General features: G+C 55.5%; 19 protein-coding genes. 5 read left to right on the forward strand and 14 right to left on the reverse strand.

Features of this window, described 5'->3' with window-relative positions:
* Nucleotides 1-90: 90 nt before the first annotated feature.
* The 6 genes from ompC to IYV58_RS14170 form a co-directional block, all read right to left on the reverse strand.
* Complete coding sequence (gene ompC / locus IYV58_RS14145) at nucleotides 91-1,176, reverse strand: porin OmpC (RefSeq protein WP_004120086.1); 1,086 nt, start codon at nucleotides 1,174-1,176, stop codon at nucleotides 91-93.
* Between the two features lie 698 nt (nucleotides 1,177-1,874).
* Nucleotides 1,875-2,351: a WbuC family cupin fold metalloprotein gene (locus tag IYV58_RS14150; RefSeq protein WP_004120085.1), complete on the reverse strand. Its 477-nt coding sequence runs from the start codon at nucleotides 2,349-2,351 to the stop codon at nucleotides 1,875-1,877.
* Nucleotides 2,352-2,677: 326 nt separating this feature from the next.
* Complete coding sequence (locus tag IYV58_RS14155) at nucleotides 2,678-3,184, reverse strand: helix-turn-helix domain-containing protein (protein ID WP_049115219.1); 507 nt, start codon at nucleotides 3,182-3,184, stop codon at nucleotides 2,678-2,680.
* A gap of 431 nt (nucleotides 3,185-3,615) precedes the next feature.
* Nucleotides 3,616-4,623 carry a FecCD family ABC transporter permease gene (locus IYV58_RS14160; RefSeq protein ID WP_195729090.1) on the reverse strand — a complete coding sequence of 336 codons (1,008 nt, stop codon included), beginning with the start codon at nucleotides 4,621-4,623 and terminating at the stop codon, nucleotides 3,616-3,618.
* Nucleotides 4,620-5,576 carry an ABC transporter substrate-binding protein gene (locus IYV58_RS14165; protein ID WP_087828142.1) on the reverse strand — a complete coding sequence of 319 codons (957 nt, stop codon included), beginning with the start codon at nucleotides 5,574-5,576 and terminating at the stop codon, nucleotides 4,620-4,622. Before IYV58_RS14165 ends, IYV58_RS14160 begins: the two co-directional genes overlap by 4 nt.
* A 24-nt stretch (nucleotides 5,577-5,600) precedes the next feature.
* On the reverse strand, nucleotides 5,601-6,410 hold the full coding sequence (locus IYV58_RS14170) for an ABC transporter ATP-binding protein (protein ID WP_004120077.1): 810 nt from the start codon (nucleotides 6,408-6,410) through the stop codon (nucleotides 5,601-5,603).
* 288 nt (nucleotides 6,411-6,698) lie between these two features.
* On the opposite strand from IYV58_RS14170, the gene IYV58_RS14175 reads away from it, so the two are divergent.
* Nucleotides 6,699-7,028, forward strand: a complete 330-nt coding sequence (locus tag IYV58_RS14175; protein ID WP_004120075.1) for an NIPSNAP family protein — start codon at nucleotides 6,699-6,701, stop codon at nucleotides 7,026-7,028.
* Between the two features lie 110 nt (nucleotides 7,029-7,138).
* Here IYV58_RS14175 and IYV58_RS14180 read toward each other — a convergent pair whose 3' ends face one another.
* Nucleotides 7,139-7,960, reverse strand: coding sequence for an XRE family transcriptional regulator (locus IYV58_RS14180; RefSeq protein WP_123829343.1), 822 nt, complete (start codon nucleotides 7,958-7,960; stop codon nucleotides 7,139-7,141).
* Between the two features lie 154 nt (nucleotides 7,961-8,114).
* Between IYV58_RS14180 and celB the strand changes: the two genes are divergently transcribed.
* The 3 genes from celB to IYV58_RS14195 are packed head-to-tail and all read left to right on the forward strand — an operon-like array spanning nucleotide 8,115 to nucleotide 11,853.
* Nucleotides 8,115-9,434: a PTS cellobiose transporter subunit IIC gene (gene celB, locus IYV58_RS14185; RefSeq protein WP_087828143.1), complete on the forward strand. Its 1,320-nt coding sequence runs from the start codon at nucleotides 8,115-8,117 to the stop codon at nucleotides 9,432-9,434.
* Between the two features lie 4 nt (nucleotides 9,435-9,438).
* Nucleotides 9,439-10,392 carry a N(4)-(beta-N-acetylglucosaminyl)-L-asparaginase gene (locus IYV58_RS14190; RefSeq protein WP_004120069.1) on the forward strand — a complete coding sequence of 318 codons (954 nt, stop codon included), beginning with the start codon at nucleotides 9,439-9,441 and terminating at the stop codon, nucleotides 10,390-10,392.
* A 3-nt stretch (nucleotides 10,393-10,395) separates the two neighbouring features.
* Entirely contained in the window at nucleotides 10,396-11,853 is a 1,458-nt protein-coding gene (locus IYV58_RS14195) for a leucyl aminopeptidase family protein (RefSeq protein ID WP_195729091.1), read from the forward strand.
* Nucleotides 11,854-12,051: 198 nt separating this feature from the next.
* Here IYV58_RS14195 and IYV58_RS14200 read toward each other — a convergent pair whose 3' ends face one another.
* A complete protein-coding gene (locus IYV58_RS14200) occupies nucleotides 12,052-13,251 on the reverse strand; it encodes an MFS transporter (RefSeq protein WP_004120066.1) in 1,200 nt (399 codons plus the stop codon).
* A gap of 108 nt (nucleotides 13,252-13,359) precedes the next feature.
* On the opposite strand from IYV58_RS14200, the gene IYV58_RS14205 reads away from it, so the two are divergent.
* Nucleotides 13,360-14,316: an AraC family transcriptional regulator gene (locus tag IYV58_RS14205; RefSeq protein ID WP_004120065.1), complete on the forward strand. Its 957-nt coding sequence runs from the start codon at nucleotides 13,360-13,362 to the stop codon at nucleotides 14,314-14,316.
* Here the strand turns inward: IYV58_RS14205 and IYV58_RS14210 are convergent.
* Genes IYV58_RS14210 through IYV58_RS14235 form a run of 6 tightly spaced genes read right to left on the reverse strand, consistent with a single transcriptional unit; the run spans nucleotide 14,313 to nucleotide 18,693 of the window.
* Nucleotides 14,313-15,101 carry a pyrroline-5-carboxylate reductase family protein gene (locus IYV58_RS14210; RefSeq protein ID WP_195729092.1) on the reverse strand — a complete coding sequence of 263 codons (789 nt, stop codon included), beginning with the start codon at nucleotides 15,099-15,101 and terminating at the stop codon, nucleotides 14,313-14,315. The genes IYV58_RS14205 and IYV58_RS14210 overlap by 4 nt on opposite strands.
* 12 nt (nucleotides 15,102-15,113) lie before the next feature.
* Nucleotides 15,114-15,869, reverse strand: a complete 756-nt coding sequence (locus IYV58_RS14215) for a VOC family protein (RefSeq protein WP_004120062.1) — start codon at nucleotides 15,867-15,869, stop codon at nucleotides 15,114-15,116.
* Nucleotides 15,866-16,396, reverse strand: a complete 531-nt coding sequence (locus IYV58_RS14220; protein ID WP_004120060.1) for an L-2-amino-thiazoline-4-carboxylic acid hydrolase — start codon at nucleotides 16,394-16,396, stop codon at nucleotides 15,866-15,868. The genes IYV58_RS14215 and IYV58_RS14220 overlap by 4 nt, the downstream gene beginning before the upstream one ends.
* A gap of 4 nt (nucleotides 16,397-16,400) precedes the next feature.
* On the reverse strand, nucleotides 16,401-17,243 hold the full coding sequence (locus IYV58_RS14225) for a transporter substrate-binding domain-containing protein (protein WP_032741830.1): 843 nt from the start codon (nucleotides 17,241-17,243) through the stop codon (nucleotides 16,401-16,403).
* The gene (locus tag IYV58_RS14230) at nucleotides 17,233-17,985 is read right to left on the reverse strand and encodes an amino acid ABC transporter permease (RefSeq protein ID WP_142468299.1); all 753 of its coding nucleotides are present in this window, start codon (nucleotides 17,983-17,985) and stop codon (nucleotides 17,233-17,235) included. The genes IYV58_RS14225 and IYV58_RS14230 overlap by 11 nt, the downstream gene beginning before the upstream one ends.
* 9 nt (nucleotides 17,986-17,994) lie before the next feature.
* The gene (locus IYV58_RS14235) at nucleotides 17,995-18,693 is read right to left on the reverse strand and encodes an amino acid ABC transporter permease (RefSeq protein ID WP_049115626.1); all 699 of its coding nucleotides are present in this window, start codon (nucleotides 18,691-18,693) and stop codon (nucleotides 17,995-17,997) included.
* Nucleotides 18,694-18,695: the final 2 nt, after the last annotated feature.

Consider the following 18,695-nt stretch of genomic DNA (forward strand, 5'->3'; position numbering starts at 1 on the left):
AACGGCGTCGGGCTTTTTTCGCCGCGCCCGCCATTAAAAATGCCTGCCAGGAGGGTAAGCTGGCAGGCATGGCACAATAGACGTCTGTGCTTAGAACTGGTAGGTCATACCCACGGCAACGATGTTGTCGGTACTGATTTTGGCATCGTTGGTGAATTTCGTGTCATCCAGCAGGTTGATTTTATAGTCCACATAGGTAGACATGTTCTTGTTGAAGTAGTAAGTCGCGCCTACATCAACGTATTCAACCAGATCCTGGTCGCCATAGCGGCCCAGATCTTTGCCTTTTGATTTCAGGTAGGCAATGGACGGACGCAGACCGAAATCAAACTGATACTGAGCAACCACTTCAAAGTTCTGCGCGGTATTAGCAATATAGCCGCTACCGAACTTCGTCATATTGCGGGTTTCAGCATAGGTGGTCGCCAGGTAGAGGTTGTTGGCGTCATACTTCAGACCGGCCGCCCATACTTCTGCTTTCTCGCCGCGGGCGTATGCGTTCGGATTGTCGCGACCCGCTTTAACCTGCGCATCGGTACGATCTGATGCCGCGTAGGCTGCGCCTGCGGCAAAACCTTCGTACTCATAGGTAGAGGCCAGACCCCAGCCATCGCCATGCTGCTTAGCCAAATCGCGACCGTTGCCCTCTTCTTTACCCTGATACTGTACGGCGATATTCAGACCATCAACCAGCCCGAAGAAACCGTTGTTACGGTAGGTAGCAACGCCGGTGGTACGCGCGGTGGCGAAGACGTCGGTCTGGGTCCAGGTATCACCGCCGAACTCCGGCAGCATATCGGTCCAGGCACCGATATCATAGGCAACGCCATAGTTACGACCGTAGTCCAGAGAACCAAATTCGCCAAACTTCAGGCCGGCAAACGCCAGACGCGTTTTGTCGCCGGAGTTGTCGCCTTCAACGTTATTGGCGCTGAAGTTATATTCCCACTGGCCGTAGCCGATCAGCTGGTCGTTGATCTGCGTTTCACCTTTGAAGCCCAGACGAGCATAGGTCTGATCGCCATCTTCTGACTTATCGCTGGAGAAATAATGCAGGCCGGTCACTTTCCCATAGAGGTCGAGTTTGTTTCCGTCCTTGTTATACACCTCAGCTGCCTGCACGGTTCCTGCAGCAAGAAGTGTAGAGACGGCCACTGTTAGTAATTTTAATTTCATATTATTTCGTCCCTAACTATTAATAGAATATCAAATCTCAGATACCTTCTGAGCGAGACCATTATGCGATAATTCGCAAAGAGACTTGAAATTAAAAGTTCCGAATTTTTATACCAAATACCATAATTGTGACGAAAACGGTGGTTGTTAATTGATGTGCATCAATTACTCCCCGCTTCCATTGGCAAATATTCTGAATAACGTCTTACGTAACCCAGAGATACAGAAGGTTTAACCAAAATATATAAATTATCATAAGGAAATTCTAATGATTAGATAAATTAAAGATTGTAATTTGTTAAAATATATAAAAATCAGTAAGTTAAAATTTAACCAATCACGCATTAATGTTTATTCATAAATGCATTGATTCACCTGAACAGCTCTTAATGAGTATATTCCGATCCTTCCCAGCAGATAAATTATAGTACTGAGATTACCATATTGCGTTATTGAAAATTCTTTACAAAAACCGTAAAAATTATAACATAGTGGTTTAAGATATGTTTAACACTTCTGTGAAAGGGATATCAGAGGCCCTATTTCAGGGGATAAGTTTAACTATGAATAAATACTATCAATAAATAGCGCATGGAGATTGTCACCCGTTTGATAAGCCGCTGACGCGCCGGGAACGTCTTAATCTATATCAGGGATAAAAAAAGCTGGCGCGGAGCTGCCCCCGCGCAATGCCTCGATTACAGGGTAAAACCGCCGTCACCCACTTGCGCCCGGGCGTACCACTTCATTAGCTCGGCAGTTCCCGGCGCGTTTTCAGCTGGCGCCCACGGGGCCGCGTCTTGCTCAGTAACAGGCTGGTAACCACCGTATTTAACCTCAAAAATTACGCCGCCCTTATCCATCGACAACACGGCATGCCAGGTACCCGCCGCCATCTCCAGCACCTTACACTCTTCGCCTAACACCACGCGCTCGATTACGTTGCCAGCATCATCAAAGGTCAACACCACAAAGCGTCCGCTAAGGGATGTCAGCAGTTCAAAAGTGTGCGGGTGACGGTGAGGCCGAACATAGGTACCCGGCTCCATAGCGACGGCCAGGCGTTGCACCGGATCGCTTAAATCAGGGTGGAAATTACGATGGGCACGTAAACGAGGCGAAGCTGCAGCCTGTTCGCTTTGTTGCTGGAGGTCACTCAACGTCATTTGTTTCATATAAGCCTTTTTTTGTATTTGGGCAGCTTACGACAATCAGCTCGTCGTAAGACTTGATGCCATTTTCAACAGACGATTAGCCTCGCCGCTCGCGGAACACATCGCTGTGCGGATTATAGACGCTGATGCCGCGGTCCCAAAGCGCCAGAGATGGCAGAACAGATTGTCGTGGGGATCCGTTTTCCCCCTGCCCTCGATATAAGGCTTAGAATAGATGACATGAAAAAGAGTGACTTTGTGAGTACGCTCCTTAACAATCGCGGCAGGCGGAAAAATAAGATGAAAGTGCGAAGATAAGGGTATGGTCGCGCATGCAGATGAAGCAATTAATCCGGCGTGAATTTATCGAGCAGCGAAAAAGCGTGTAAATAATTAGACAGCGCCAGTAGCGCATGAAATGAGTTAAAACCAAACTTCTCAATTAATCTTCTTTTATAGCTGCTGTAGGCCTTGGGCGAAATGCCGAGCAGCTCTGGGTAATCTTTTGCCAGTACGGTAAATTTCATAATAAAAATATACTGAAATTCTCTCTCTGTTAACGTGATGTCCTCTCCCACGGGGATGCCATCAGTCACTCTGGCGATAATACTGGCGATATGTGCGGTGCGTCTTTTGTTTATCAAACAAATGATATTACCTTCAACCCGGAAACAAACAAAACTCTTTTTCATTTCAAAGCTGTTTATCAAAAAATGAAACTGCGCGCAGCTGCTGGATGCGTACTTTGTTAAGCACAAATCGACCAGATTCGCTTTTCTGACCGATTTTATGTCGTTTATTTTCAGACGCATGGCTCTTTTAAAAAAATGATTATGGCTGAAAATAGTTAACATTCCTTTCCCTCATGAAAGTGCAATCATCCTTTATAGAAATGCGTATAATAGGCGCCATGGGGATATACCCATGAGTGAAGTGGGTGAATTATAAGTTTGTTTAATATTTATTGTCCAGACGAGTGAATTTCAGAAAAATCCCTGCGAAATGTAAACCATGGGATTTTCACAGGCCCGGAGACAGCACTTATACCCACGCTTACTTTAGGATTTTTCTTACCAGGCGTCGGTTAAAGAGAAAGTAGCAGCATATCACTCTGTGATAAAGACGATACTTAACAAGTAACGTTGAAATATTTAATTTATCAAAATATAAAACTATCAACGGAGGAGATTGCGCATGAACCGAAGCGCATGCGCGCACTGACTTCCGGGCAGTGGTTTGCCCTTCGTTTAAATCTGCGCCAGGAAGCGACCCGGCGCGACTCAGTTTATGACCGGTTTCTGGCCAGCAAAATAATAATAAACAGTCCGCCGATGCCGGCCGTAATGATCCCTATAGGCAGCTCCTGCGGAGCCAGCAGCGTCCTGCTGACAATATCGCCGCCGCACAGTAGCACTGCGCCCCACAGGCCGCATAAAGGAAGCAGCAGCAGATGTTTTACGCCAGAAAAATAGCGGCACATATGCGGCACCATTAGGCCGATAAAACCGATCACTCCGGTCAAGGCCACCAGCAGCGATGTCGCCAGGGCGCAGCAGAAAAAAACCTCCATTCGCAGGCGGCTCACGTTGATGCCCAGCGACCGCGCGGTCTGCTCGCCGGCCAGTAAACCATCCAGCGAGCGCCAGCGTAACAGTACGAACCCGCCGAGAAACAGCAGACTGAATATGGCATACGGTAAATTATCCCAGCGCGCCAGACCGAGCCCTCCCAGCGACCAGAACAGTACCGAACTGGCGGCCCGCTGATCGCCGGAGAAAATCAGATAGCTGGTCAGCGCGCCGAATAAAAAGGAGATCGCCAACCCGCAAATCACTAAGTGCTCGGCGCCGCGCTGCTTTTTAAAATGAAACAGCAGCATCACCGCCACCGCCGAGCAGAGGCCGCCAACAAATGCCGACACCGGCAGCGTCAGCGCGCCAAGCCGTTCGCCAAATCGGGTGATCACCAGCACCGCGCCCGCCGATGCGCCGGAGGAGAGACCAAATAAAAAAGGATCGGCCAGATCGTTGCGGGTGGTGGTCTGTAAAAGGCCGCCCACGATGGCCAGCACGGCGCCCGCCAGCACTGAGAGCAGCGTTCTTGGCACGCGTAAATCAATGACAATACGCCCAATCATCTCCGATACCGGCACATCCAGCAGCCGCAAGGCTCCAAGAACCTGGGCCAGCGATAGCGGTACGCTCCCATTGGCAACACTGAGCAACATCAAACCGGCTAACAGCGGCAGCGCGCCCCACATTGCCCAGCAGTAACGATATGGAGTGCCCTTCATTGGTTAGCCGCTGGATACAGCGCATGAGCCAGCTTTTCCGCCGCATTGATATTCGCCGGACCGGGCGTCAATTCAGCATATTGCAGCTTCAGGTAGCGCTGCTGCTTCACCGCCGGTGTCTGCTTCATTAACGGATGATTTTCGAGGAAACGGCGCAGCGAATCAGCGCCGCTGCCGGTCTGATAATCGAGAAGAATAATAAAGTCGGGCTCCGCCGTCGCCACGCTCTCCCAGGAGGTGGTTCCCCAGCTCATCTCCAGGCTTTCCATCACGTTTTTCCCTCCGGCCGCTTCAATAATCGCGGTCGGCATGGCATACCGCCCGCTGGTAAAGGGCTTATCTTCGCCAGAGTCATAGACAAACACTTTCAAAGGCTGTACGCCCCGCGGCGGTTTAGGCAACGCGTTCAGCGCTTTCTTCCAGCCGTCAACCAGCGTCTGGGCCTCATGCCGCTTGCCAAAGATCTTGCCCAACGTCAGCTCATCGTTGTACAGCAGGTCCATACTCGCTTTACGTTTATGCTCCGCGGTAAAGACGCAGCTCTCACTCAGCACAAAGGTTTTGATGCCGTATTTATCGAGTACGGAAGGCGTGATCTCGCCGCCGACCTTCATGCCGTAATTCCAGCCTGCGAAAAAGAAATCAGGATTCACCGCCAGCAGCGTTTCCAGCGAGGGATATTTTGGCGCCAGCTCGGGAATTGCTCCCATCTGGTGTTTAAATTCCGGGGTCATTTTGTACCACCCGGTAATGCCGGTTAAGCCCACGATGCGGTCCTGCAACCCGAGAGCAAAAGCCATTTCAGACATATTAAGGTCGTGTACAACCGCCCTTTTCGGCGCCTGGGTGAATGTCACCGGCGTTCCGCAGCTCTCAATAGTGACGGGGAAATCAGCCGCGCTTGCCGCTGAAATGGAAAGAACCGCCATAATGCCTGCAAACCCTTTTTTCATGCTTCGTTATCCTTCAATAATGTATTACGCATAGCCTGGAACCTCGAAAATCCGCAGCGCTTTCCCCGTTTCGGGATGCGGTACGGTAAAGCTGGTCAAACCAAAGACCGGGTAAAGCCGTTCTGAAACCAACACGCGCTCCGGCACGTCCCAGGCCAGGGCGCGCCCTTGTGATAAAAGCAAAACCCGGTCGGCAAAGGACTCAATCAGGGACAGATCGTGCAGTACCGCAACGACCGTGATCCCCTGGCTTTTCACTAATGCCAGCAGTTCAACCCTGGCATGCGGATCAAGGTGGTTGGTCGGTTCATCCAGCAGCACCAGTTTTGGCGACTGGGCCAGCACCCGCGCCAGCGCCGCCCGCTGTCGCTCGCCGCCGGATAACGCGGAGAGCGAGCGCGTGCGCAGCTTCTGCAATCCCGTATCGTTAATCGCCCGGGTTACGATGCTTTCATGTTCGCGCCGTGACATATCCCGGGCGTGGGGAATACGTCCAAGAGCGACATAATCCTCAAGCGCCAGACGCATATCGGGGGCGTCGTTCTGCGCCAGTACGGCTATCTGCCGGGCCCGCTGCTGCCGGGTTAAGGCGGCGACGGATCGGCCATATAAGCGAACGTCGCCCTCCCGCACCGTCAGTTCATGATCTATCGCGCGCAATAAAGAAGTTTTTCCGCTGCCGTTCGGGCCAATGACCGCCAGACACTCTCCTTTACCGGCACTAAAATGAATGTCGGCGAGAATTTCCCCGCCGCCGGGACGCGGCAACGATGCGATACTGACGCTAAGTACCGGATCATTGGTCGTAACACCCTTTGTCAAACTCTCCTCCATTAGCCGTTCTCCCTCGCTCCTGGGTACGGATTAGTGAAACGCGTTCTCTTGTTCATTTTCACCGCAGAAAATAGATGATAATCATTATCATTTAAAAAGAAAGGTGAATAGTCACAGATTTTATAATGTTTTATTTATTATGTTATAACATAACAATTATAAGCAGTGATTTGCAACTGCTCTTCGGGGCTGGCCAGAGCGAAGTGCCAAAACATTGGGAGTTGTGTTCAACGCGGCGCTGTGGTGTATTGCTGCAGCCTTCAACGGATTTGCACAGGAAATGTCAGGATGAAAACGGTAGAGTTTTTGCTTTATACCCTTAAACCGGGTTCCGGGAACGATTTTCACCGGATAATGAAAGAACAAAGCGCGCCCTGCCACCGTGCCGCCGGCATGGATATCGTCTCCTTCGGTAATTCAGTTGATGATAACGACGCTTATTATCTGATACGGGCCTATGACGACCTGGCGCATTTAAACGCTTCCCAGGCGCGCTTTTATAGTAGCCCCGCCTGGCGCGAAGGCCCGCGACAGGCCATTATTGATAGGATCAGCGTCAGCGTAAAAACGGTGATGGTGCTGAGCGACAGCGCGATTGATGGCCTGCGAAACGGCTGACCTCCAGGGTCGCTGGCGTGGCCCAACAAAAAACGCGGTCTCTTTTGCTGTCGCAGATATTCTAGGACCTGGGCAAAATGCGGCTGCCGTGCCTGCCCCCGCCGCCACCATTAGTTCTGATTCATCGACTCAAGAAAACCCTGCGGCGTATTGTCACCCAGTTTCTTTTGCGCCCGCCCCTGGTTCCACAGCGTACACAGCCGCTGCAGCGTGGCGTCAGGCTCATCCAGCGCCGGGATAATATCGGCTAATCGTTCGCTAAGCTGTACCGCCCCGCACTCCTCCGTCATCACCGTTACGCATGACAAATCCGCGCGTATCGGCTCGAAGCCCTTATGAGCATAAGTCTCAAGACATTGTATCTGCGCCGGACAGGCGTTCAGCGCCTCGGTGAGCCAGCTATCCACCAGCGCGGGAGAGATCCCGCTATAGATGCGGCCAAAGCACCAGCCGCTAATCGGCTCCTGCGCCCACAGCAGATGATGTTCACCACCATCATCCATCGACAGCGCCAGTTGGCGGTAGTGCAGCGTCAGGGTATCAGCGCGCATCCCTGCCTTTAACGCTTTCTTTCCCTGCGGCGCGGCGTTTTTCCGCCCTTCATGGGCCGGGCGTAGATAGCGGTTCAGGGTGGCCCGGGAGATGGCGATGCCCAGCCCCTCATTCACCATAAACAGCAGCTCATCCAGCGGCGCGCGCAGCGCATCGCGCAGGGCGTTTATCAGGATCTCCTGCTCTTGTCTCAATACCTTGTGTATCAAATGCGGCGTAGTGTGGTTATCGGAAATCTGGCTGCGGTTGCGCCAGCGGCGTACCGTAGTAATGGAAATCCCCAGTTCCTGCGCCAGTTCCCGGTCGCTTTTGGTCGACTCCTGGAGATATTTTCGCGTTCTGGGGGTGGTGGTAGCATTAGCGTGCAGCTTAATTTCCATACGATCCTCTAAAGAAAATATAACCAATCATATGAGATATATATTATTGCAGAGAATACAATGTGAACCGCTTCACCTTTCAGCCCACCGCTTTCTCGCATAATCCGCCATAGATAGCACACACAGCCCCTGTCGATCTTGTACGGAGTTCACAATGAACAATGTTCTGGGATTTCTTGAAGCCAAACTGATGCCGCTGGCGGCGAAAACCGCTCAGCAGCGTCACCTCGGCGCTATTCGCGGCGCCTATGTTTCATTCATGCCTTTTATTATTGTCGGTTCCATTCTGCTGGTGATCTCGTCGTTCCCCAACCAGAGCTATCAGCAGTTTATGGCCAGCACCTTCGGCGCCAGCTGGAGCGCGATTATCGAAATTCCGTTCAACGCGGTATTTTCCACGATGTCGCTGTTTATCAGCTTCCTAGTGGCCTATCGTCTTGCGGAGCACTACGGCGATGACCGCATCTCCTGCGGAATCCTTTCGCTGGTGGGGTTTCTGATCCTCACGCCGTTCATTAAGGTCGCTGAAAACGGCGGCATCACGGTGATCCCCGTGGAATGGATCGGCACTAAAGGATTATTCGTCGCCATGATCGGTTCGCTGCTGTGGACCGAACTGTTCTGCTGGCTTAAGCGCAAGAAGCTGGTGATTAAGATGCCGGACGGGGTGCCGCCCGCGGTGCAGGAGTCGTTCGCCGCGCTAATCCCGGCGCTGCTGGTAATGATTCTGATCCTGGCGATTCGTATCGGGTTTGAGCACACCCACTACGCCACCATCCACCAGTTTATTTATGAAGTCGTCGCCTCGCCGGTACGCCATTACGGTACCTCCTACTTCGGCGCGCTGATGACCGTTTTCAGCATTACCATTCTATGGTCGGTTGGCATCAACTCCGGTTCGATGATTAACGGCATTATTCGTCCGCTGTGGATGGAAAATCAGACCGATAACATCGCGGCTATTCAGGCTGGCGTCACTCCGCCGCACATTATTACCGAGCAGTTCTTCGATATGATCTGGATGGGCGGCGCGGGCGCGACCCTGTCGCTGGTGATCGCGATGCTGATTTTCGCCCGCAGCAAAAATATGCGCGAGGTCGCCCGCCTCGGCGCTGGCGCTTCTATCTTTAATATCAACGAACCGATCCTCTTCGGCCTGCCGGTGATCATGAACCCGATCATGCTGATCCCGTTTAATCTCGTGCCGCTGGTGCTGGTGACGGTACAGTACGCGGCGATGAAAATTGGCGCGGTGGCCGTCACCACCGGGGTCTTTATTCCCTGGACGCTGCCGCCGGTGATCAGCGGGTTTATCGTCACCGGGCATCTTAGCGGTAGCGTGATGCAGATCCTCAATTTGCTGATTGGCGCCATGCTGTACCTGCCCTTCATGCGTATCGTCGATAAGCAGTATCGCGCGGCAGAAATCACCGCCCGAGCCGAAACGGACAACACGCTTTCTAAACAGGAGTAAACCAATGTGGGGAATGATTGCCACCTGGCGAATGGCGCTGGAAGGCGTAACCGAAGCCGCGACGGCGCTGGCCTCTGGCGCTGACACCGCCAGCGCCGTGGTCAATGCGGTGGCGGCGGTAGAAGATTTTCCGCTGTACAAATCGGTAGGCTACGGTGGTTTGCCAACGGAAAACGGCGAGGTCGAACTGGATGCGGCCTTTATGCATGGCGATACCCTGGCTTTCGGGGCAGTCGGCAACCTGGTGGATATCGCCAACCCGGTGAAAGTCGCCCACGCCCTCAGCCGCCAGCGCTATAACAGCCTGCTGGTTGGCCAGGGCGCCCGTGAGTGGGCCATAAGCCAGGGCTTCGCCACCAAATCGATGCTGACCGAGCGGGCCATGCAGCACTACCGCAAACGCTGCCGCGAAACGCTGGATAAAGGCCTCAGCCCCTACGACGGCCACGATACCGTGGGTATTATCGGTCTCGACAAACAGGGCTCCATGAGCGTCGCCACCTCCACCAGCGGCCTGTTTATGAAAAAGCGCGGGCGGCTGGGCGATTCGCCGATTATCGGCTCAGGCTTCTACTGCGATAGCGAGACCGGCGCCGCCACGGCTACCGGCGTCGGTGAAGATCTGATGAAAGGCTGCGCCAGCTACGAAATCGTCCGGCGCATGGCCCAGGGGATGACGCCACAGCAGGCGGCGGACTCAGTTGTCTGCGAGCTGGAAGACAAACTGATGTCACGCTTTGGCCGCGCGGGCGATCTTTCGGTGGTGTGCATGAACCGCCGCGGCGAATTCGGCGCCGCCACCAATATCAAAACCTTCTCCTTTGTCGTCGCCAGCGCGACCCAGCCGCTCACCGTATTTTGCGCCGAGCGCGTACAGGAGAAAACCCACTACCGTCCGGTGGACGACGAATGGATGCAGGCCTACGCCGCACGCATTCGCGCCCCCATCGAGGAGTAAGCCATGCTGGATTACCGTTTTATCAACCGACTGGATAGCGCCAGCCATGGCGCGCATCTGGTGACCTGGCCCGGCAGTACGCTGTTAACCCTGGCCCCCCTTAATTCAAGCTCCCTGCTCGCGGAAATGGTGGAACAGGCCGCCCGCGGCGAGGTGGCGGATACCCGCTTCGGCTGTTCCCCCTTCGCCCGTATCACCCTTATTCCGCGACCGCTGTGGCAGGATACGCTGAACGATGGCCTGGGCGAGGCGCTGCGGCCGCTATGCAAAAAGCCGGTGAGCGAAGCGCTTATCCTCGACTGTTCGCTGGAACAGAGCAGCGGCGCGTTAACCAAAGCGCTGCGCGAACTGTTTAACCTCGACTGGCAGCTTGATGATTTAGGCCTGCATCAGGTGAAAGCCGTCAGGCCACGCCTTCGCCAGCTCGCCCTCTACGCCCTGCCCGAACAGCGGCCGGCGCTGGAAACCCTCGTGCGTCAACAACAGGCGATCGCGCACGGCATGATTGCCGCACGACGGCTGGCAGATCTGCCTTCAGAACAGTGTACCCCGCAGTACGTAGTGGAAGAGGCCCGGCGTCTGTGCGCCGATATTCCTGCTCTGCGCTGCGAAGTTCTGGATGAAAAAGCGATTGTTGATCAGGGTCTTGGCCTGCTGCACGCGGTGGGGAAAGGGTCCACGCGTCCGCCGCGCCTGCTGGCGATACATTATGATGGCGGCGGCGATGACCCAGTTCGCTGCTACGTCGGTAAAGGCGTCACCTTTGATACCGGCGGACTGTGGCTGAAGGAAGGCGCCGGGATGTACACCATGAAGTACGATATGTGCGGCGCAGCCAACGTCCTCGGCCTGATGCTGAGCATTGCCGAACTGGGGCTACCGGTGCGGGCGATGGGCGTTCTCGCGCTGGCGGAAAACGCGATTGGTCCCGACGCCATGCAGCCGGGCAGCGTCGCCCGGGCCTGCAACGGTCTGACGGTAGAGATCAATAATACCGACGCCGAAGGTCGGCTGGTGCTTTCCGACGCCATTGCCTGGGCCAGCCAGCGGTATCCGCAGGCGCGCTATATTATCGACATGGCAACCCTGACCGGCGCGGTGGTTAAAGCGCTGGGTTACGAGTTAAGCGGTTTGATGACGCAAAACGAAACGCTACGGGCGGCATTGACTCAGGCAGGGATAAAGAGCGGAGATGAAGTCTGGTCGCTGCCGCTGGATAGCAGGCTGAAGAAACAGACTGAAAGCGCCATCGCCGACCTGTGCAATACGCCGGGCAATAATGCGGCGATCAGCGCTTCCGCCGCCTGGCTTTTACAGCATTTCTGCCCGCCGGAAATCCCCTGGGCCCATCTCGACGTCAGCGGCACGGCGCTGTGGCGCGAAAGCGGTAAAAGCGTCGCTTCCGGCCGGCCGATTCCGCTGCTGATTCAGCATCTGCTCGATGATATTGAAGAGAGTTAACACCCTCCCCGGAGGCGATGCTGCGCATCTGTCCGGGCTACGGGTTACCAGCAATCTGCAACCCTGTAGCCCGGCTAAGCGCAGCGCAAGCCGGGAAGAGGCCGCAGCAATGCCACGTCACAGCATATTCCCCGGAGGCGGTGCTCGCGCACCTGTCCGGGCTACAAAATCAGCAGGATCCGTAACCCGGAAAATATCCTACTCCTCGCTGACTACCGGTTTGACTCTTACCGCAAACAGCACAATCACCATGGCGCTGACCAGCAGCACGCCGCTGCCGACAAAAACGCCGCTCGCGCCGTTGAGATCGAACACCGCCCCGCCGCCTGCCGCACCGGCGCTAATCGCCAGCTGAATAGACGCCACCAGCAGACCGCCGGCGCTTTCAGCTTCATCCGGCACCGTGGTGGCAAGCCAGGTCGACCAGCCCACCGGCACCAGGCCAAAAGCAAAGCCCCACATCGCCACCAGCAGACCATCCAGCAGCGCCACGTGACCGAACGCCACCATCATCAGCGCCAGCACGCTCATTGCCAGCGGCACCAGCGCCAGCGTCAGGCGCAGGCTTCGGGCTAACAGATGTCCGGCAATCGACGTTCCGATAAAGTTCGCTACCCCAAAACCGAGCAGGATCAGGGAAACCCCTTCGACGCTGGCCTGAGCCACGGTTTCAAGGAACGGGCGCAGATAGGTAAAGAAGGCGAAGTGGCCGCTGAAAATCAGGATGGTCGCCAGCATCCCGCCAATCATACCGGGACGGCGCAGTACCTTAAACAGCGTAGCGAAGCTGCCGGCGCTCTCCGGACGCATGGAGGGCAGAACCCACAGCTGCCAGAGCAGCGCAACCACGCTCGGCAGCGCACAGATAAGAAACACGTTGCGCCAGCCGATCAGCGCGCCGAAATAGCTGCCCAGCGGCGCGGCAACCACCGTCGCGATTGAAACGGCGGAAAAAATAATCGCCAGCGCTTTCGGCACCATCGCCGCCGGGACCAGGCGCATGGTGGTCGCGGTCGACATCGACCAGAAGCCGCCGATGGCGATTCCCAGCAGCAGACGCCCCAGCAGCAAAAACTCCAGCGAACCGGCGAAGGCCACCATCATGCTGGAGATAATTTGCAAAACCGAGAAGAACATCAGCACCCAGCGGCGGTCAATATTTCGCGTCGCGGTAGTGATCAGTAGCCCGGTCACTAACGCCACCAGCGCCGTCGCGGTCACCGCCTGCCCCGCCATACCTTCGCTAACGCCCAGGCTTGCCGCCATCGGCGTTAACAAACTGGCAGGAAGAAACTCGGCGACAATCAGGCCAAACACCCCCAGCGCCAGCGCATAGACGGCGCGCCACGCGGGCCTGGCGTTAGCCTGGCTCTCTTCAGCTGCAATGCAGGAACTCATAAACATCTCTCCAGAACAATTAACATTTCGTTAAGGTTAAGCGCTTCTGTTCGGACGATCTATGATGCATACTCCTTGATTATTGATAATTCGTCCGGGAATGATGTTATGACTCAGCACGCCCTCGATCTCACCAGCGAACTCCTGCGCGGCATGCGCCTGTCCGGCGTCAACTACCGGCGCATCGAAACCTCCCGCCCGTTCGGCGTCGAGTTCGGCTTCGTGCCCGGTAAAGCGCAGTTCCACTTTATCAGCCGGGGGCCGGTACTGCTGCGTATGGTCAGCGGCCAGCGCCTGATGCTGCAGAGCGGCGATGCGTTGTTTATTCCCAACGGCGATGGTCACGTGCTGCTCTCCGATGACCAGGCGGCGGTGGTGAACGTGTCCAGACTGCCCAGCGAACCGGTCTGCGACTCGGTAAGCTGCGTCAAAAACGCGTGCGACGACGCGAAAAACGACAGCGCCATTATCTTCAGCGCCTGTATGGACTTTGAACTGGGCGGCATGCAACCGCTGGTCAAAGCGATGCCCGAGGTGATGCTGGTTAGTAGCCTGCTGACCAGCCGCCCGGAGATCCCGCCGATGCTGGCGGCGATGGAACGAGAAAGCCTCACTCGACAGGCGGGCTACGCCGGCATTCTGGCGCGGCTGGCGGATGTGGTCGCCGCGCTGATTGTCCGCGGCTGGGTGGAGTGCGGCTGCGGCAACGCCACCGGCTGGGTGCAGGTGCTGCGCGATCCTAAGCTGGCCAAGGCCATTTACGTGATGCATCAGCAGCCCGGCATTAACTGGAAAGTCGAGGATCTGGCCCGCGAGGCGGGAATCTCGCGTTCGGTATTTGCTGAACGCTTCCTCTCCGCCACCGGCACCACGCCCGCCCGCTATCTGGCCGAGCTGCGTATGCGCCTCGCGGTACAGTACATTTCCCATGAGGGTCAGGCGCTGGAAAAAGTGGCCTTCCGGCTGGGCTACAGTTCGCATGCCGCCTTCAGCCGCGCCTTTAAACGCATTATCGGAAAAGCGCCGGGCGCGCTGCGCGACCCGGCGCGGGAGCAAGAGGCTTAGCGCTGTCCCAGTTCACGGGTCCGTCTGACCGCCGCCAGTACGCTACGCTGAAGCCCGGCGGCAAAATCGCTGTTGTTCAGTTCGTACAGACCGTGGATCCCGACTCCTGCCGGGGAATTATTGATATCCAACAGCTGGCGCGGATGCTTCTGGCTTCGGCGCAGCATCTCGACCGCGCCGAGCAGATTTTCCAGCACCGCCTCCATTGCCTGGGGTCGCGACAGCCCCGCCAGCACGCCGGCGTCGGTAAAGGACTCGATAAAATAGTAGATATAGTTGGGGCCCGCGACGGCAAAACCGGTAAAGATATCGATCAGCCGTTCAGGCAGATACAGTACCTTACCGAAGCCGCACAGAAACGGTTCGATTTCCGCCGCGCTGGCGTGCGCGTTTAAGGTCACGCCGCTATAGCCAAATCCGGTATCGGTCAGGGTATTGGGGATCACCCTGGCAATCGGCGTGGCCTCGCCAAACAGGGAGGCCAGCTTTTGCAGGGTCACTCCCGCAATCAGAGAGACCACCGTCGTCGAGCCGTTAAGCTGCGCGCGTACGCGGCTCGCCACCGCCGCCAGATCGTCCTGCGGGCGGATCCCCAGCACCAGCAAAGAAGCCTCGCTCGCGTCCCCGTTGCCCGACAACCGATAATGGGTATACAGATGCTCGACGCGCGCGCTGTCGATATCCTCCAGCGAGATCGCGTCCGCATGCAGCGCGCCGTTGCTTAATGACGCGCGAATAATTGCCTCCGCCATCTGTCCGGCGCCGATAAAATGGACCTTTGCCATGGTTCCTGCTCCTTATTCAAAGAGATATTCGCCGTTGCCAACGCGAAAGCGCCGGCCTTTCAGCGCCGGGTCGGCAACGCGAAACACCAGTTCAGTCAGCTGGTTCGCCGCGCCGTGGCGGAAGATAAACTCACGGCCGCCCACCTCCAGTCCGAGTTCGCCATGCGGGGAAAAACCAAACAGCCGCTGCCAACGGTCGCGTACCGTCCGGGGGTTGTGAACCGCAAAAACCGCGCGCTGCAGCTCTATCTCCCCCAGCGGATGCGGCGCAGCGAGACCCTGGGCCTGCAGGCGGCTCAACCGGACGTCATCCTCTTCCCCCCATTGCAGAACGAACGGATAGACCAGGCCCTCAAAGTCGCCGTCAATGGTGAAGATCCGCCAGCTGATAACGTTGCCCTGCGGATCGTTGCGCTGGCCATCGACGATCGGCGAAACCCGCAGTCCCTGTTGATGTAGCTCCGCATGCGTGCGCGCAATATCGTCGCTACGCAGCGCCACCCGATACAGCGCTTCATTTTCCGGCAGCAGCCGTGAGGCATCCCGGGAGAGTAAAAACGTCTCTGCGGCGCAAAGCAGCTCTGCGCCATCGGCAATCGCCAGAAATTCGATATAGGTCAGGCCGAAATAGCTCAGCGCATTCCGGGTCCCCCAGCCTGGATGGCGCCCACCGGCCACCGCTTTGAGCTTTTGTCCGCTCAGCGCCTCTATCGCCGCTTCAGGCTGATTAACGAACTGGACCGCGTGGTCCCACGTTAAGGTTGTCATTCTCCCTCCCGCTCCTCTGCCTGATAAAAACGCAGCCGACAGGCGGCATCACCGCGGGCCAGCGCGGTCTGCACCTCTAAATGCAGCCCCGAAAACGCATCGGTTAATGCATGATCGCCTTCCATGCAGATATCGCACAGCATCGCAATTTCGCTGGCGCCTCGCCCCTGCTGCTGCCAGCAGTTGACATAAGGACAGTAGTGAAACAGCACGATAAACTCGGCCCGGCCGATGCTGACGGGTTCCATCTCATAAACCTGAGATTCCAGACCGCGGGTAAACAGCCCGGCAAACTCCTGCAAATCCCGTTCATTCTCCATTTGTGCGCGGATCTTATGCCCGAGATCGCGGCCATAATGGCGTATTGCCTCGCGAGCAAAATCATCGGCGATCTGGCGCTGTCGGCTTTCGTCCAACAGATAACCGATTGTTGCCGCGCGTTTTTCAGTAATGGCGCGCAGCGCCAGGGTCACCTCATCGTTTAAGGTGGCGGCGTTATGCGCCGGTTCCGAACTTATTGGCGTCATGCGCTTATTCCCAGTCGGTATTCACTTTCACATCGCTGGCGCCCGGCAGGGCGTACACATCTTCGGCGTACCATTTCCGCGAGAGCTCAGCGAGCGTGCCGTCCTTTTTCAGGGCAACCAGCTGCGCGTCAATCGCTTTGATCAGCTGCGGGTCGGTATTCTTTTTATACAAATAGACGTTAGGAAACAGGCCGACGGAATCCGAAGCTTTCAGATTAAGATTTAGCGCCTTATTTAGCGCCAGCAGCGCGCCGATGGGATAAATCGCCGCATCGTATTCTCCGGAGGCCACGGCTTTGAAAATATCGGCGGCGGACTGTTCGCCGTTGGGCTGGAGGTTAATTTGTTGGCCCGGATGTTTTTTATTGTAGTTTTCAATCACCGTATACCGGGCGTCGGAGGTGTGGATCGGCACTAGCTTTTTCTTACCGCTGGCGAGATCGCCAAGGTTATGAATATCGCTCTCATCGTTACGCACGATCAGACGCAAATCGCTGATCCCGGTCGGTTCGCCGGAGTGGTCATATTTTTCTGCCCGCTCTTTGGTGAGATAAAAGTGATCCGCCGCGAGGGTATAAGCGCCGGTTGATAGGCCGACGATCATCGCGTCGCGCGAGACCGCATTAAAATGAAACGTATAGTCGGTTAACCGCTGGTCCAGCACCTTTAACAGGTCACCATCGTAACCGGTAATATTGTTGTTATCGTCAACAAAGCTAAAGGGAAAACCGTTAGCATTGACGACCACCTCAACCGTTTTGGCATTTGCGCTTTTCTCAACCGCCTGCGCGCCGTTAATTCCCATTGCTAACGCGAGCGAACTCACCAGTAATATGTTATTTTTCAAAATACTTTCCCCAAAATGATAACCGTGGACCACTCTTTTGTCCGTTTCCTTGCCAGCGGGCGCTCAGAAACGTTTCTGCACTGCGCAATGCTCTGGCAATCGCCAGGCACAGCAGGATATAAATCACCAGCACGACGCAATAGGCTTCGACAAAATGAAACCCGCGCGCGGCGGCGATATTGGCTTTCGCCATCAGATCAATAACGGTGATGGTGTAAACCAGCGAGGTGTCTTTAATCAGATCGATCAGCACGCTGGTAAAGTTCGGCAGCGCGGATACCGCCGCCTGCGGCAAAATAATGCGTCGGAACTGCGTGAACCCGCTTAGCCCAATTGACCATGCGGCCTCCCGCTGCCCTTTATCAACCGCGTTCCACCCGGCGCGAAAGGTTTCAGCGAAATAAGCGCTGAAAATCAACGATAGCGCGGTGACCGCCGCCGCCAGCGGCGAGAGTTTATAGCCGAACATAGTGTCCTGCGGGCCGCCAAACAGCCCGATGGCCACCCACGGCCAGACGTAAAAGAAGAAATACAGCATCACCAGCACCGGGACCGAACGGCCAAAGGAGAGGAATACCTTCGCCACAACCTGAACGCCCGGAATCTGACGAATAATCGCCCACGCCAGCGCCGCGCCCAGCAGCGTGGAAAACAGCAATGATAATAATGTTATCGCCAGCGTGACCGGCAACGCGCTTAATATAAAAGTAAAATTATCCCGAATGAACGCCAGGCTAAACATGTTTATCTATCACTCCAGCAGGAACTGATATTTCTTTTCAATACGAGTAGTTAAATAGAGAATAAAACTATTCAGCACCCAGTAGACGATAATAACGCTAATAAAGGCCGCTACCTGTTTAGCCCCATAGCTATTTTGCGAAATCTTTTGCGCGCGACCAAAAATATCAACAATGCCAATAATATTGACCAGTGATGTCATTTTCACCAGGTTAATTAAAAGATTACCAAACACCGGGACGGCAATAATGAATCCCTGAGGGAATATGATCCGCCGCAGCCCGGTATGCCAGGGGATATTCAGGCTGGTAATGGCCTCTTTCTGGCCGCTATCCACCGCGCCCCACGCTGAACGCATCATTTCAGCAAAATAAGGGCTAATGCTGACCGAAATAGACAAAACCGCAAAGGTGGTATCGCTAATCAGCAGCGGCGGCAGCGCCAGCGCGGTGAGTATTAATTTGCCGCCGAAGAAAAACAGCAGGATCAGCAGCGCCAGGGGCGCGCCGCGCAGAATGTCAGTATAGGCGTTTGCCGCCGCTCTGAACGGTTTAAAGCGGCTAAATTGCAGCAACACGATCGGCAGCGCGATCGTCAAACCAAGGAGCAGCGACGCCAGCGCTATCCCGAGGGTCACGGGTAGGTTTTCCAGCAGCTTCGGCAATATCCCGGCAATATCCTGCCAGCTAAACAGCGGGTGATTGTTCATCT

Origin of the sequence: Klebsiella sp. BDA134-6, from assembly GCF_015601345.1 — a bacterium.
GTDB classification, from domain to species: Bacteria; Pseudomonadota; Gammaproteobacteria; order Enterobacterales; family Enterobacteriaceae; genus Klebsiella; species Klebsiella grimontii.